Annotated in this window: 8 protein-coding genes; 3 read left to right on the forward strand and 5 right to left on the reverse strand. The window is 61.9% G+C overall.

Features of this window, described 5'->3' with window-relative positions; translation table 11 throughout:
* Positions 1–9: 9 nt before the first annotated feature.
* The 5 genes from recD to C7436_RS12495 all read right to left on the reverse strand — a co-directional run bounded on the left by recD (position 10) and on the right by C7436_RS12495 (position 10,450).
* On the reverse strand, positions 10–2,262 hold the full coding sequence (gene recD, locus C7436_RS12475) for an exodeoxyribonuclease V subunit alpha (RefSeq protein WP_121208026.1): 2,253 nt from the start codon (positions 2,260–2,262) through the stop codon (positions 10–12).
* Positions 2,259–5,984: an exodeoxyribonuclease V subunit beta gene (gene recB, locus C7436_RS12480; RefSeq protein WP_121208027.1), complete on the reverse strand. Its 3,726-nt coding sequence runs from the start codon at positions 5,982–5,984 to the stop codon at positions 2,259–2,261. The genes recD and recB overlap by 4 nt, the downstream gene beginning before the upstream one ends.
* Positions 5,981–9,574 (reverse strand): exodeoxyribonuclease V subunit gamma, encoded by a 3,594-nt coding sequence (recC, locus tag C7436_RS12485; RefSeq protein WP_121208028.1) that lies wholly within the window; start codon positions 9,572–9,574, stop codon positions 5,981–5,983. The genes recB and recC overlap by 4 nt, the downstream gene beginning before the upstream one ends.
* A gap of 162 nt (positions 9,575–9,736) precedes the next feature.
* Positions 9,737–9,958: a hypothetical protein gene (locus C7436_RS12490; protein ID WP_147232528.1), complete on the reverse strand. Its 222-nt coding sequence runs from the start codon at positions 9,956–9,958 to the stop codon at positions 9,737–9,739.
* 24 nt (positions 9,959–9,982) lie between these two features.
* Complete coding sequence (locus C7436_RS12495; RefSeq protein WP_022992633.1) at positions 9,983–10,450, reverse strand: hypothetical protein; 468 nt, start codon at positions 10,448–10,450, stop codon at positions 9,983–9,985.
* A 156-nt stretch (positions 10,451–10,606) separates the two neighbouring features.
* Here C7436_RS12495 and C7436_RS12500 point away from each other — a divergent pair, with 156 nt between their 5' ends.
* The 3 genes from C7436_RS12500 to C7436_RS12510 all read left to right on the forward strand — a co-directional run bounded on the left by C7436_RS12500 (position 10,607) and on the right by C7436_RS12510 (position 15,078).
* Positions 10,607–12,307, forward strand: a complete 1,701-nt coding sequence (locus C7436_RS12500) for a VRR-NUC domain-containing protein (RefSeq protein ID WP_121208029.1) — start codon at positions 10,607–10,609, stop codon at positions 12,305–12,307.
* Positions 12,304–14,556, forward strand: a complete 2,253-nt coding sequence (locus C7436_RS12505; RefSeq protein WP_121208030.1) for an ATP-dependent DNA helicase — start codon at positions 12,304–12,306, stop codon at positions 14,554–14,556. Before C7436_RS12500 ends, C7436_RS12505 begins: the two co-directional genes overlap by 4 nt.
* 129 nt (positions 14,557–14,685) lie before the next feature.
* The gene (locus C7436_RS12510) at positions 14,686–15,078 is read left to right on the forward strand and encodes a globin domain-containing protein (RefSeq protein ID WP_011783597.1); all 393 of its coding nucleotides are present in this window, start codon (positions 14,686–14,688) and stop codon (positions 15,076–15,078) included.
* The last annotated feature ends 80 nt before the right edge of the window (positions 15,079–15,158 follow it).

Below are 15,158 nucleotides of genomic sequence, written 5' to 3' on the forward strand. Positions count from 1 at the left end.
TGCCCGGGGCTATTGCTCCCCGAGCCGAAGCGCCAGTCCTGAAGCCCGCACCACCTGTTGGCTCACGCTGTCTTTGAACACCTGCGCATCGCCGGTAATCAGGCTGAACCAGTTCTTGGCCCGGGTGATGCCCGTGTACACCAGTTCCTTGGTCAGTACCGGGCTGAGGCGATCCGGCAGCACCAGACAGGTGTGGTTGAATTCGGAACCCTGGGACTTATGCACCGTCATGGCGTATACCGTTTCCAGCTGTTGCAAACGGCTGGGGGAAATCCAGCGAATGCCGCCGGTGCTGTCACCGCTCGGGAAGGCCACCCGAAGGGTCGTTTTTGGCTCGCCGGTTTCGGTCTTATCCCAGGGTACACTGAAGGTGAGGCCGATATCCCCGTTCATCAGGCCGAGGTTGTAGTCGTTGCCGGTGACCAGCACCGGCCGGCCGGCGTACCAGCCGTCGGTTTTGTCGATCAGTTTTTCAGCCAGCAGCTTCTGGGCGATACGCTGGTTCAAGCCCTCCACGCCCCAGGGGCCTTTGCGTAACGCACACAGCACCTGGAAATCGTTGAAGGCTTCCAACACCTCAGCGGCGTGGGCATCCCAGGCTTCCCGGGGACTGCCGGCGGTCAAATCACAGCTGTGGATAACTTCCAGATAATGGCGATAGCCTACCGGTGTTGGCAGCGCCTGGCCATTCACCACCCGGCCCTGGCCGGAGTTGCGGAAAGCCTCCGGTGAGCCGGTGATGGCGTGGTGGCAGATCAGCTCAAGTGTCTGATCCGGATCGGGTTTTGGTGTTTGGCCGTTCAGCCAGATTACATCATCAAACCCGGCGTCCCGGATCTGACCCAGTACCTGGCTGGTGAGCTCGCTGGAGTTTACGGATTCTGCCAGTTGACGGATACCACTGTCCTGTCCGAAGCGGTAGCTCTTGCGCAACATCGCCACCGCCTGGTCGAGTGGCTGGCCGGAGTTATCCACAAGGCTATCCGGCACCTGCGCGCTGGTGATGGCTGCCAGCCAACGGGCAGTATCCGGCGTGTAGTGGGCGTCCAGGGCCCGTTGGCACAGTTCCCCCAGCACCGCACCGGCGTCCACTGAGGCCAGCTGGTCCTTGTCGCCCAGCAGGATCAGCTGAGCGCTGGCGGGCAGGGCATCGAATACTGAGGCCATCAGGTCGACATCCACCATGGATGCCTCATCGATGACCAGGATATCCACCAGTAACGGATTGTCTCGGTGATGTCGGAACTGGCGGGTGTCTGGCCGGCTACCGAGTAGCCGGTGCAGGGTGGTGACCTTGGTGGGAATGTCCTCCAGTTTCACGGAGCCGGGCAGGTCGGCCAGTGGCAGCTTGCTGACCGCACCGCCAATGGATTCGTTCAGCCGGGCGGCGGCCTTGCCGGTGGGTGCGGCCAGGCGGATACGGTACTTGCGCCCTGCCCGTTCCGGGCTTTCCCCGGCCACGGCCTGCAGGGCTGCCAGAAGATTCACCACGGTGGTGGTCTTGCCGGTACCCGGGCCACCGGTGATCACGGCAAAGCGGTTACGGGCGGCCAGGGCGCAGGCTAGTTTCTGGTAATCCACCGACTCTGTGGACCGGAACAGTTTGCTGAGCGTTGTGGATAAGGTTTGCGAGGCCGCCGATTGCGGGTCGGCCAGCGGCGATGGCAAGGCCAGTCGTTGCTGTATGCCCTCGGCAATGCGTTGTTCGTAACGCCAGAACCGGCGCAGGTACAGTCGGGTGCCGTTCAGTACCAGCGGTGCCGGCACGGAGCCATCGCTCACGGCCAGAGAACCCTGCAGGGCTGTGAGGCAATCGGTTAGTTGTACCCGTGACAGCAGTTCCTGTGGATAACGCCCTTGCAGGTTGGCCACCTCGCTCTCAGACAGGCCGGTATTGGCCGGTTCTTCCGGCGGCAGCGCCAGGGTCTGGCCGGCATCGTCGAGTAGCGTGGCCAGGTCAATGCACACATGCCCCCGGCCCACCTGGTGCGAGGTCAGTGCCGCCAACAGCAGCACCAGTGGTTGCGGGCCTTCGCCCTGCTCTTCGCTGAGTTCCCTGATCAGCCGGGCAAAGCCGGTATCCAGCGGGCGAATCCAGCCGGCCTGTTGCCATTGCCCTAACAGCGCCTCGGTGTCGTCAGGATGGGCCAGCAGCAGGGAGTTATCCACAGCCTCCGGTGATTCTGTGGCCGCCCGGTTCACTGGCGTGTCGTCACCCAGGTCCAGGGCAAACTGGTTTTCGGTATGGCGGGTACGGCTCATGCAGCCACCTCCCCGGACACCGGCTCGCCATCGAACAGGGCGTCCAGTTGTTCGATCAGCACCCTGGGGGGCTTGTCGGTAAAGGCGCCGCCGCTGGCGGAGTTCACCCCTCGCAGGAACAGGTACACCGCGCCGCCAATGTGCTGGTCGTAGTCGTATCCCGGTAAACGGGCCTTCAGCAACCGGTGCAGGGCCAGCAGGTAGAGGATGTATTGCAGGTCGTAGCGTTTGTCCAGAATCGCCTGGCCCATGGCCTGGTCGGTGTAGGCGTCGTCGTCCTCGCCCAGAGCATTGGATTTGTAGTCCAGCACGTAATACTGCCCCTTGTGTTCAAACACCAGGTCGATAAAGCCCTTGAGCATGCCATTGAAGCGGTTGGCCTCGGCCCGGGGCCGGTCCGCGCCGTTCAGGGTGTAACGGGTGACCAGTTTGTCCAGTGTATGGATGCTGACGTTACGGCTTTCAAACCAGAACTCCAGCTCCGGGCGCAGATTGGCCAACTGCGCCAGGCTGGCGGCATCCTGGCCATTGCGATCCAGTCGCAGTGGTTTGCGGATCAGCCCCAACAGCCACTGTTGAAGGGGCTCGATCCAGTCGCCCCAGCCCCGGGTGGAGCAGCGGCGGGCCAGCTGCTCGTGCAACAGCTCCGGGTTATCCACAACCCGTTGGAAGCCCTGGGCGGTGCACCATTCCAGCAATTCGTGCAGGAAGGTGCCGGGTCCCGCGCCTTTGGGGAAATGATGGTGGTTGCGTACGGCGGGTACGGCGGGGGCCTCCCCGGTGTCATTCTGGGCGCTTTCTTCCAGCAGGTTCTGGGTCTGGGCGTCTTCCACCTCGCCGGTGAAGGTAATACCGGTGCCGGTCATGCCGGTGTATTCGATGGTGGAGTAGCTGGCGATCCACCAGTCTTCCTTCGCTTCCCGCGTGGAGATCAGCGCCGGGCCCAGGGCGTCCGGGGCCATTTCGGTGAATATTGTGTTTCCGGCTTCCGGCAGCGGGGAAATCCGGATTTCCGGGCGGCCCTGGGCCAGTGAGGCCAGAGCCTGGCTGATGGACTGCTCCGGTGTTCCGGCAATCGCATAGCCCAGGCCGCTCTGATACCAGTTATCCACAGCCGCCGCGCCCACCCAGGTGGCAAACCGGGCCCGCGTCAGGGCCACATAGAGTTTACGGATGTCCTCGCCCAGGCGTTCCTGGTCGGCCCTTTCAATGTCTTCCGGAGTCGGATCGAACACGGTCACCAGCTTGCCGGTGTCGTCGTGGTAGCGAACATACGCCTGCTTCGGGTTCTCTGCCCGGAAGGCGGTGCCGAAGGGCAGGAATACCAGCGGGTATTCCAGGCCCTTGGATTTGTGCACGGTGATCACTTTTACCAGACCGGCGTCGCTTTCCAGGCGCAGGGTGCGGTGTTCGTCTTCTTCGTCTGCCGCCCGCAGGATCTGGGTGAAGTGGTGCACCAGGGCATGTTCGCCGTCCAGTTGCAGGCTGTCCTGCTGCAGCAGTTCGGCGATGTGCAGGATGTCAGTCAGTCTTCGCTCACCGTCAGGGCGTTGCAGCAGGCGGCCGGGAACCTCGAAGTCCATCAGAAAACTACGCAGCATGGGCAGTACGCCCTGGCTCTGCCACTGTTGCTGGTAGCGCTGGAAGCGCTCGATTTGCCGTTCCAGTATCAGCTCGTCGGTGAGCAGCCGATCCAGTGCCTGCCAGCTCTGGCCCAGGGTCGGTGTGGCCAGCGCGGAGCGGATGAAGGCCAACTGCCGGGGTTCGGCAAAGGCGCGCAGCCAGCACAGTACCTCGTTCGCCTCCCGTGAGGCCAATACTGAATCCCGGTCCGACAGGTACACACTCTTGATGCGCCGCCGGCCAAGGGCGTCCCGCACCGCAGCGGCCTCGTTGCGGTTATTCACCAGTACGGCAATGTCTCTGGGTTCAACGGGTTCGAGGTCATCCGGGCTGTCTGGCAAGGCAAAGCCGGCCTCCCTTCCCTGCCCCAGGGTCAACAATCGGGCGATTTCACTGGCGCAGGTTTCGGCCATTTCGGCCGTGGCGGTGCCCTTGGCGAGGCCCTTGGGGTTACCCTCTTTGTCGGTTTCACCGGATTCGTGGGTCCAGAACACCAGGCTGGGCTGGACTTCACCCTGCACCGACCACAGCCGCCTGGTGCCGTTGGCATCGACGCCCTGGAACGGCAGCGGCGTGCTGTCGCCCTTGCCGAACAGGAAGGCGCCCCTGGCGCTGAACTGGTCGCTGTGCTCAAACACCCGGTTGACGGCGCTCACCATGGTTTCGGCGGAGCGGAAGTTCTTGCCCAGGGTGTAAGTGCGTGCCTGCACGCCCAGGCGGGCCTGCAGGTAAGTGTGGATATCGGCGCCCCGGAAACCGTAGATGGCCTGTTTCGGATCGCCGATCATCAGCAGGCAGGTGTCCGGTTGGTTGGCTTCGACGTTATAGATCCGGTTGAAGATGCGGTACTGCACCGGGTCGGTGTCCTGAAACTCGTCAATCAGCGCTACAGGAAACTGGCGGCGGATGGTGGCGGCCAGTTGGTCCCCGCGGGGGCCATGCAGCGCGTCATCCAGGCGGGTGAGCAGGTCATCAAAGCCCATTTCCGAGCGCTGCTGCTTTTCCGCTTCCAGCCGCCCGGCAATCCAGTGGCTGGCGTGGCGCAGGATGTCGGACTTGGCACTGGGTGGGTTCTGGCCGAATGCCAGTAAGGCGTCGATGGCGTCAAACGCCGGGTGATGGGGTGCCTGGTCGTCGCCTTTCAGGATGTTGTCCAGACCCTCGGGGGTCTGGTTCTTGTAACCGGCAGCGCTGTCCAGCTTCTCCGGCAACAGCTCGTCGGATTCGGCCCAGGCGACCAGAAATTCCCACACCTTGAGCATGGCGTTCTTGCTGCCGCCATGCAGGCGCTTGCCTTTGTTCAGATCGTTCAGCAGGTCAGTGACTTCCTGTTGCCACTGGGCCCAAGGGTGGGCTTTCAGTTCACCGGCCCGCGCGAGCCGTTCGCTGACCACCTGGTCAATGGCTTCGTGTACGCTCTGGGGCGGTGTACCCAGAGCATCCGGGTCGTCGATCAGGTTACGTACCGCCTTGCGCAGGTCGGTGGGGGTTTTCCAGTGGCTCAGGGCTTCGTCCATAAGGGCCGGTGGTAAGGGGTAAACGAAGGTGCGCCAGTAATCCCTTGCCACCTCGTCCAGCAGTTCGCTCTGGTCCGTTTCCAGGGTGAGCTTGAACAGGCTGCCGCTGTCGAAGGCGTGTTCGCTGAGCATGCGGTTGCAGAAACCGTGAATGGTGGATACCGCCGCTTCGTCCATCCATTCGGCGGCCAGCAGCAGTTTCTTGCGGCAGTCAGGCCACCTGGCCGGGTCCGGGTAACTGTCATCCCGCAGCTTGTGGATAAGTGCGGTTTCCGGGGTGGGTTCGAGGTGGTCAGCGGCGTCGGAAAACGCCTCGGCGGCCTGGGTCAGCCGGGTGCGGATGCGGTCCCGCAGCTCCTTGGTGGCGGCGTCGGTAAAGGTGACCACCAGCAGGTTAGGCGGCAACAGGTTCTGCAGCGGGCTGTCTTCTGCCTGGCCATGGCCCAGCACCAGGCGCACATACAGGATGGCGATGGTGAAGGTTTTGCCGGTGCCTGCGCTGGCCTCGATCAGCGCGCTGCCGTTCAGGGGCAGGGCCAGTGGGTCCAGATTCGGGTTTCGGTTGGTTCTCTGTTCCGTCATTCCATGCTCCCGATTTGCTCCGCCGCCGACTTGCCCTGTTCGGCTTCCCACAGAGGCACATAAAGCTGATTCAGCAGGGCTTCAAACTCGCCGCTCGCCATCAGTGCCTCGGGACTTTCGAAGGCACCCAGCAGGTAGCCGGTGTCCCGGTCCAGGGCGGTGGAATAGGCCTGTTCTGCTTCGCTAATGGCCCGTTCGTGGTCGCCGACAGATTTCTTGCCGCCATAGAAACTGGTGATCCAGGCAAAGCCGGCTTCGCAGTGAATGGGCAGGGTCCGGGTGGTGGCTTCCATCCAGCGGCCCAGAATGGCTTCGAAGTGCTTTTGTGCCTGCTCCGGGGCCATGACCGGGAAGTGGAATTTACGGCCTTCTTCCTTGCCCAGGATCACGGTTTCATAGGGCTGGCCACTGAGTTGCCCGGCCAGGTGAACCAACCAGTCCCGCAGCAGATTGGCGTAGCGGACTTTTTTCGAGTAACCGGAGCCGGTCAGCAGACCGGAGTTGGCGATCACCAGTCGGCACAGTTGTCCTGAAGGGTTGCAGCGCAGATTGTCGATTAAATCGACCACCTCCACTGCGCCTGTGCTATCCGAGTACCGAAACTCGAACGGTAAGGGCTCGGCCACTGCTTCCGGCCACTCGGCCAGCGCGCCGTGGTAGCGTTGAAACAGGTCTGGCAGGCGGCCGGCCAGCTCGGTGCGCAGGCGATGTTCAGTCACCCCCATACCCAGGTCGCCCCGCCGGGCCATGCGGTCCAGAGTGGCTTCCAGGCGTTCGTGCAATTCCTCTTCGCTGGCGGCTTTGACGACACCCTCCTGGATCAGCTCGTTGTCCAGGCGCCAGCGGTCCAGGCCGTTCAGGTCGAAGTTTTCGTTATCGGTGTCGTCTTCCTCCACCGCTTCAAAGCGCACCTGCAGCCGGCGCTGGTAGAAGGTGTCGATGGGCTTTTTCAGGAAATTCGCCAGCTCGTTCAGGCTGATGGGCTCTTCGGGCGTCTGGTACGGCAGCGCTTCCCGGCTCTGCTCCGGGTTATCCACTGCATGAGCGCTGCGCCATTCCCGTTCATAGGTGAACAGTCCCCGGGCCTGCAGCACGTCGGCCAGGGGTTTGGGTTGGGTCTCTTCACCCTCGCCCACGCCGTTGGTTCTGGGGAAATAGTCCCGGCTGAAAGGCTGCAGCGGATGCTGGGTGGTCAGAGCCTTGGTAACAGAACCATCCGATTGCCCCGCCACGGTCCACAGACTGTTCAGGTGGTCCTGTAACTGGCCGATGAGCACCGAGGGTGGCCGTTCGGAGTCGTCCCTGATACTGCGCCCCACCCAGCTGATGTACAGCTGTTCCCGGGCGGACAACAAGGCTTCCAGAAACAGGTAGCGGTCGTCTTCCCGGCGGGAGCGGTCCCCCGGCCGATAATCCTGGGCCATCAGGTCGAAATCCACCGGCGGCCGGGAGCGAGGGTAATCGCCGTCGTTCATGCCCAGCAGGCACACCTTGCGGAACGGAATGGCCCGCATCGGCATCAGGGTGGCGAAGTTGACCTTGCCGGCCAGGAAACGCTGGTTCAGGCCGCCCTCATCCAGGCCCTGCAGCAGCACATCCTTGACGATATTCAGGGGCAGCGGTTGCTGTTCCAGTCCGGCGGCCAGGGCATCGTCCAGCCACTGCTCCAACTGACGGCGGAAGCGGTTGAGCAACAGCAGGTCCTGGCCTTCCACCTTGTGGAAAAACTGCTCCAGCATGGCGGAGAACAGGGCTTCCCATTCACCGGGCGTGCGGGTGGCCTGCAGTGCCTGCCACAGGGTTTCCAGCTGGTGCACGAACTCGCCCAGGCGACCGGCCAGGCTGGCTTGCAGGCCGCCGATTTCACCATAGGGCTCTACCCCGCCCCAGGGCTGGTCATCGCCCATGCCATAACCCAGCAACATGGCGCGCAGCCCGGCTTGCCAGGTGTTGCGTTCCAGCTCTGCCGGCAGGTCCAGGCTTTCCCGGTGCTTGCCATGCAGGCCCCAGCGAATATTGGCGCCTTCCACCCAGCGCCGGGCCAGAGGGATGTCGTCTTCGCTGATGTCAAAGCGGTCGCGGATGCCGGCTACTTCCAGCAAGCTGATGATTTCGCTCACACCGAAGCGGCTTCGGGGCAATGACATCAGGGTTTCCAGGGCAATCAGCACGGGTTCGTGGTGGCGCTGTCCCTGGTCGGAAATGGTGAACGGAATGTGGCGCTTGCGGCCCGGCGAGTAGCGACCGAACACCGCCTGAATATGGGGCGCGTACACGTTGATGTCAGGCACCATCACGATCACATCCCGGGGCCGCAGTGTCGGATCGGCATTGAACGCAGCCAGCAGCTGGTCGTGCAGAATTTCCACTTCCCGCTGGGGGCCGTGGGCGTCGTGGAACACCACGGAATGGTCGCGGGTCAGATCCACCGTGCGCTGCTGCTGGCGGATTTCCTGCAGCGGCGTCAGGTTGTGGATATCGTTCTGCAACTGGTGCAGCAGGCAGGGGTTATCCACATCGCCATGGTCGGTGAAGATGTCGATCTTCTGGCCCGGCGTCTGGAAACTGGCGCGGTAGTCGTCCGGGTTGTCGAACTCATCCAGCAGGCGAATGTAGTCCCGGCCCTGTTTTCCCCAGGCCGCCAGCAACGGGTTGGCGTGCTGGTGCAACTGGTCCGGGTCGTCAATTTGCGACAACACCGGGTGTGCTGCGCCCCGCTTGCGTTCGGCTTTTAACAGTTCCCGGTCGCTGATGATGTCGGCCCAGTAGAACTGGCAGGGGTTGTGAACACACAGTACCACCTGGCTGAACCGGCTCAGGACATACAGGGCTTCCAGCGCCTGCCGGGGTAAAGACGAGACCCCGAACACCACGATGCGTCTTGGCAGGCGGGCTGGGTTAGCCGGTTCGCTGATGCGCTGGCCCTGTTCCATAAAGCGGGTGTGAATCTGCGAGCGGCTGGTGTGGGCCTCGCTGCCTGTATCTGCTACCAGCTTGCGCCAGAGCAGCGGCTGCCAGCGGGTTTCCGCATCCAGGGCTTTCTCCTCGCCCCGAGCGGTAATTACCACATCCTTGCCCTGCTCCCAGGCCGCCAGCCAGTCGGCTCGGAACACCTGGTACTGGTCGAACAGGTCGGCCACTTTCTCCGCCAGCTGGAAATTGCGCAGATCGGTATCGCGGCCGTCCAGGAATCGCGCCAGTGGTGTGAACGCCTCATCCTGCCCCACCAGCTCCGGCAACAATCGGTACAGCCGCCAGACCAGACGGCGCTTGTCGAAGGGGGACTGCTCCGGTACTTCGCCGTCGGGCAACACCGCCCGGTAGGCCTGCCAGATGAACCGTGCCGGAAACAGGAAATCCATGCCGGCGGCAATGCCCAGGCCGCCTTCCACGCCATCCTCGGTGCGCTTCTCCGCCAGCGCCAGCTTCAGCCACTGGGCAATGCCGTTACTCTGCACCAGAAAGGTCTCGCTCTGTAGCGGCGGCATGGGGTTCTGCCGGCAAATATAGACCACGGCGCGGCGCAGGTCTTCCAGATGGTTGGCATGGATGGCGTGAAAGCCGGGTTCAATGGCTGTGGAGTCGGCCATGGTTTTCCTTGTCTGATGAACAATTCAATCCTCGGGCCACAGCTTACCGCAGTTGGCCGAGAATACGGACCGTCAGGCGCACTCCATCGTAACCTGACGGAGCGACGCGGGCAGTCGTAATTGTTCAAAAGACAGACGTTGCGAATCCGGATGTCGGCGGGCTCAGGAATGCCGCAGACAAGCCAGAAGCAGATGACGAACCAGGCTCTGGGAGGACGCATCCAGACAAGAGAAATCCTCGGCGTGCAACTGCCTGTTTTGCATTAGCCTGGCCAGACTTTTGGTATCAATGCTGATGCAAACCCGATCATGATGCCGGCTCTCCAGCCAGCTCAGATCTTCAATCTTGTGCGCCTGAACCGGGTTCGGGCGTGTGAAGGGCATACCCATAGCTCCTCCGTAAACCTGTCAGTGCATGGCCATCGCCGGGCGTGTTGTCGGCGTTGTGAACGGGAACGAGGGCCAGTTCAGGTACTCGGCAAAGAATTCCGAATGACGACGATGATCCAGCAATACCTCCAGACACTCATCGGTGCTGCATCGACCGGTTATACCCGGGCAGGGCTCGCTGGATTGCAGGCTGTCCAGAGCCCGGAAAAGCACATGCTCGGCGGCGCTGATGTCGCCACGGTCGCGCAGCGCCCGGCATACCAGTATCGCCGCCAGGGTCAGCTCTACCTGCATGCAGTCCGGGTGATGTTTGCGGGCCAGGCACGCCAGATCGAAAGCACTGCCGGTGGCGGCCACCAGCTTGTCGGAATCGTGGTTTTCGCTGAAGGTAAAGGCATATTCCATCCAGAGCAGCCATAGATCATTTTTCTCGTTCAGGGAAAGACTGGCAAACATCCGGCGGTGGCGTGGGCAGAGAAATTTCATGGCGTCCTCCTTGTCTTGATGCAAATGATAATAGTTATCATTAAATGAATTGGCAAGGCTCGTGATGATTAATTTTTGTGCATGGAACAGGTTTGAGCCTGCCCGCCTTCCGGCGTAAAGTTTGTGCCTCTCTGCCAATCCAACGTCTGCATTCCTATGATCAAGCACCGACCGGTTCCCGCCAGCCTGGATGATCCGCTCTATTATCTGGAGAACATGGATATTCTGGTGGCCTGGGTCGCGAACCACCACGCGGACCTGTTAACGGAACAGGAGCGAAACCGGCTGGCGGCCTTCAGCGGCCTGGCCACCGGGCCCCGGGCGCTGCTGACCCGCATGGTAATGCGTACCGGAGAGCTGTTCCGGGCCGACAAGCTGCGTTATCCCGAACTGCCGGTGCCGGAATCGGAAGCACTCAGGATACTGGTGCAGGCGGGCTGGCTGGATCCTGCGCCGGAGCTAAGCCTGGACGACCTGTTCCGGCTGTTTACCCTGGCTGAATTACGGCCGGTGTTCGCCGATTGGTTGCAACAGCAGGGTCACCCGAAAACTCTGGGCAAGGCCCGGATGCGGGAGCTGATGGCGGAACCGTTCAATGCACCAAGAGCCCTGGGGGCTTGGCTGCCTGGTGGCGGTGAGGCTTCGACTGTGGTCCGGTTGCAGGACATGGCCTTGTTCGATCGCATCCGCCTGATGTTCTTCGGCAATCTGCGCCAGAGCTGGACCGACTTTGTGCTGGTGGAACTGGGCGTTCAGCAGTTCGAGTCTGTGCCATTTACCCCGGCATCCCGGGCCTTCCAGCAGCGGGCCGAGGTGGATTGCTACCTGCAGATGCACCAATGCCGGGAACGGCTCGACAACGGCGAACCGGCGGTCGACGTCTGGCCCGATGTTCCGGGGCCTGTGGATAACCCCTGGCTCACCAGCCGCCGGGACCGGTTGTTGCTGGAACTGGGCCGGCAGGCGGAGCGACAGGGCGAACGGGAACTGGCACTTGAGGTCCTGGAAAACAGCGGTCACCGGGAAGCGCGGCTGAAACAGCTTCGCTTGCTGGAACGGATGAAGCGTTTTGAGGAAGCCTGGGCCATAGCCTGTCAGTGGCGAACCAGTGAGCTGAGCGACGCCGAAGCCCAGGGCCTGGCCCGGTTGCTGAAGCGGCTGGCGCCCAGGGTCGGGGCCGACCAGCCCAAGCCTGTGGATAACCCCCCACTGCAGGAATTCACCCTCACATTGCCGAAGCCGGACACGGGTACGGTGGAGTGGGCAGCGCTGCAACATCTGGCCACGGATGACGCCCCGGTGTTCTATGTGGAAAACACCCTGATAAACGCCCTGTTCGGTCTGCTGTGCTGGCCGGTGATCTTCCAGCCCCTGCGTGGCGCCTTCTTCCATCCTTTTCATATTGGTCCGGCAGACCTGCCCCGGGAAGACTTCGTTGCCCGTCGCCAGCAGGCGTTCGAGCAAAGGTTCCGTTTGCTGGGCACTGGCGCCTATCGCCGGGAAATCCTCGACACCTTCAAGAACAAGCAGGGTATCGCCAATCCCTTCGTGTTCTGGCCGGTTTTGGATGAAGCTCTTTTGGAGCTGGCCCTGCACTGCATTCCCTCGGGCCACCTGGAGGCCCTGTTCCGACGCCTGCTCAACAACATCAAGGAACACCGCAGCGGCTTCCCGGACCTGATCCGTCTGGTGCCAGAAGCAGACCACCCGGAACAACGCTATGAAATGATTGAGGTGAAAGGCCCTGGCGACCGCCTGCAGGACCATCAGGTGCGCTGGTTGCAGTTCTTCGCCCGGCAAGGCATCCCGGCCAGCGTGTGCTATGTGCGCTGGCAGGATGATGAGGCCATTGTGTGAAAGTTGCTGTCCGCACCCTGTGTGAGTTCGCCGCCCGCCACGGCGACCTGGATTTCCGCTACACCCCTGCACCCACCGCCGAGGAGGGCATAGCCGGCCATCAGGCCATCCAGTCAAAGCGTGGCTACGGCTACAAAAGCGAGTTTTCAGTGACCGGTCTCGTTCTCGGAATGGAGCTGTCCGGCCGGGTTGATGGTTACCATCCGCATAAGAACCGGCTGGAAGAAATCAAGACCCACCGGGGCGATGTGTCCCGCATCCGCCCTCACCAGCAGGCTTTGCACCGGGCCCAGTTACGGGCCTATGGCGCTTTGCTGTGCCGGCAGGAAAACCGCAAGAGCGTGGAACTGGCGCTGGTCTACTACGACATCGGCCGGGACAAGGAAACGTTGCTCACCGAAACCGCCAAAGCCGACGAGCTCTGGCAGGAGCTGGAAACCCTGTGTGGTCTGTACAAAGCCTGGGCCGAGCAGGAAGAACACCATCGGGAACAACGAGACGCCCTGCTGGCCAACCTGCGCTTTCCCTTCCCGGACTTTCGCCCCCGGCAACGGCAGCTGGCGGAAACCGTGTACAAGAACTCGGTCAAAGCCGGTACCCTGCTGCTGGAAGCGCCTACCGGCCTGGGCAAAACCCTGGGTACCCTGTTCCCGGCCCTGATGGCGATGCCTGCCGCGAGGCAGGACCGGCTGTTCTACCTCACCTGCCGCAACACCGCCCGGCAGCTGGCGCTGGACGCTGTGTATAAGTTGCAGCATGCCCAGGATGAGTTGCAGCCCTGGCCTCTGCGCACCCTGGAACTGGTATCGAAGGACGACGCCTGCGAACACCCGGACAAAGCCTGCCACGGCGACTCCTGCCCGCTGGCAAAGGGCTTCTTCGACCGCCTGCCCGATGCCCGGGCCGAGGCGGTACAGAGCAAGGAGCCGTTAACTCAAGAGACATTGGCGAACATCGCCGCCGGTCATGATATTTGCCCCTACTTCCTGGCCCAGGAAATGGTCCGCTGGAGCGACCTGGTGATTGGTGATGTGAACCGGCTGTTCGATCAGTCGGCCCTGCTGCACGGCCTGATTCGCCAGAACCACTGGCAGGCCAGCGTGCTGGTGGACGAAGCCCACAATCTGGTAGACCGGGCCCGGGGCATGTACTCGGTGCAGCTGGAACAGCAGCGCTTGTTGAAGCTGAAAAAAACCGCCCCGAAACCGGTGAAAGCCGCCCTGGAACGCACCGCTCGGGCCTGGAAGGCGCTGATCCGGGATCACGGCGAACAGGCCCAGCCGGTGTTCCTGCCGATTCTGCCGTCGCAATTGCTGGGTGCCCTGCAGGCGATGGTCTCGGTGATCACCGATTACCTGGCTGACAACCCGCCGGACCTGGCCCTGCAGGAAGTGATGTTCGAAAGTGTGGCCTTCATGAAACTGGCGGACAGCTTTGGTGATCATTCCCTGTGCGAATTCCAGCGCAGCGGCCGTGGCCGGGCCAGCCTGACCATCCAGAACCTGATCCCGGCGGATTTCCTCATTGAGCGCTTCAAAGCCGCTCACTCGGTGCTGCTGTTCTCCGCAACCCTCAGCCCCGGCGTGTATTACCGGGACTTGCTTGGTTTGCCGGAAGACGCCCGCTTCACGTCCCTGCCCAGCCCGTTCAGCGCCGGACAACTGAAGGTTGAGTTCACGCCCGGCATCAGCACCCGGCAGGTGCATCGTGAAGCCAGCCTGCAGCCCATCGCCGAACTGATCGCCAAACAGTACCGGGCACGGCCGGGCCACTACCTGGCGTTCTTCAGCAGCTTTAAATACGCCAAAGAGGTGAGTGATGCGTTGGCAAAACAGGCACCTGATATTCCCCAGCGTTCACAACAACCGGGGATGAGCGCGGAGCAGCGTCGGCAATTCCTGGCGGACTTTCGGAAGGCTGAAGGCAGCATCGCTTTTGCGGTGCTCGGCGGCGTGTTCAGCGAAGGCATCGACCTGCCTGGTGACCAGCTGATTGGCGCCTTTGTGGCCACCCTTGGCCTGCCCCCGTTTGATGCCTGGCATGAAATCCTCAAAGACCGTCTGCAACAACGATTTGGCGAAGGCTATAACTACACCTACCTGATCCCCGGCCTGCAGAAAGTGGCCCAGGCCGCTGGCCGGGTGATCCGCACTCCGGAAGACCGGGGGGTAATCTGGCTGATTGATGACCGTTTTCTGAAACGACCGGTGCGGGGCCTGTTGCCGACCTGGTGGTTCACCAACACCTGATTCAGAGAGCGTCAAATTGTCGCGATCGACGTCAGTTGTTACATATCACTATGGAAAAACCTGTTCGCTTGCTTAGAATTCGTGGCCCTTAATGACAACCCCTCCGATGATCAAGGACACTGATTGCAAATGAACCCGACCGATCTTGTTTTCCAGAGCTATGGTCGCTGCTGCCGCAAGGATGAATTCTTTGTGGATTTCTACGACTTCTTCATGTCCAGCTCCGATGCCATCCGCAACCGGTTTCTGAACACGGATATGTCTGCTCAGCGCCATCTGCTGCGTAACGGTGTGATGCAGATCATCCTGGTTGCCCGGGGTATGTCCGACCGCAAATTGCGGGATCTGGGAGAAAGCCATAATCGCCACAATTACAATATTCAGCCTGAGTGGTACGACCTCTGGCAGGAGGCATTGCTGAAAACGGTTCGCGCTCACGATCCAGAATACACGCCCGAACTCCGAGAGGCGTGGCGTAGCGTGCTCAAGCCCGGTATCGACCTGATCCGCGGCGCTTACTGAGTTCGTGGCAAGCTGACGGGCGGGATAGATTGGAAGCTATCTTGATTCCCGTCAGCCTGAACGTCACACTTCTGCTCTAT

Source organism: Marinobacter nauticus (genome assembly GCF_003634635.1).
Taxonomy (GTDB): Bacteria; Pseudomonadota; Gammaproteobacteria; order Pseudomonadales; family Oleiphilaceae; genus Marinobacter; species Marinobacter nauticus.

Coding starts and splice junctions, on each gene's coding strand:
- recD (WP_121208026.1), bottom strand. CDS start 2,262: ATGAGCCGTACCCGCCATACCGAAAACCAGTTTGCCCTGGACCTGGGT.
- recB (WP_121208027.1), bottom strand. CDS start 5,984: ATGACGGAACAGAGAACCAACCGAAACCCGAATCTGGACCCACTGGCC.
- recC (WP_121208028.1), bottom strand. CDS start 9,574: ATGGCCGACTCCACAGCCATTGAACCCGGCTTTCACGCCATCCATGCC.
- C7436_RS12490 (WP_147232528.1), bottom strand. CDS start 9,958: ATGCCCTTCACACGCCCGAACCCGGTTCAGGCGCACAAGATTGAAGAT.
- C7436_RS12495 (WP_022992633.1), bottom strand. CDS start 10,450: ATGAAATTTCTCTGCCCACGCCACCGCCGGATGTTTGCCAGTCTTTCC.
- C7436_RS12500 (WP_121208029.1), top strand. CDS start 10,607: ATGATCAAGCACCGACCGGTTCCCGCCAGCCTGGATGATCCGCTCTAT.
- C7436_RS12510 (WP_011783597.1), top strand. CDS start 14,686: ATGAACCCGACCGATCTTGTTTTCCAGAGCTATGGTCGCTGCTGCCGC.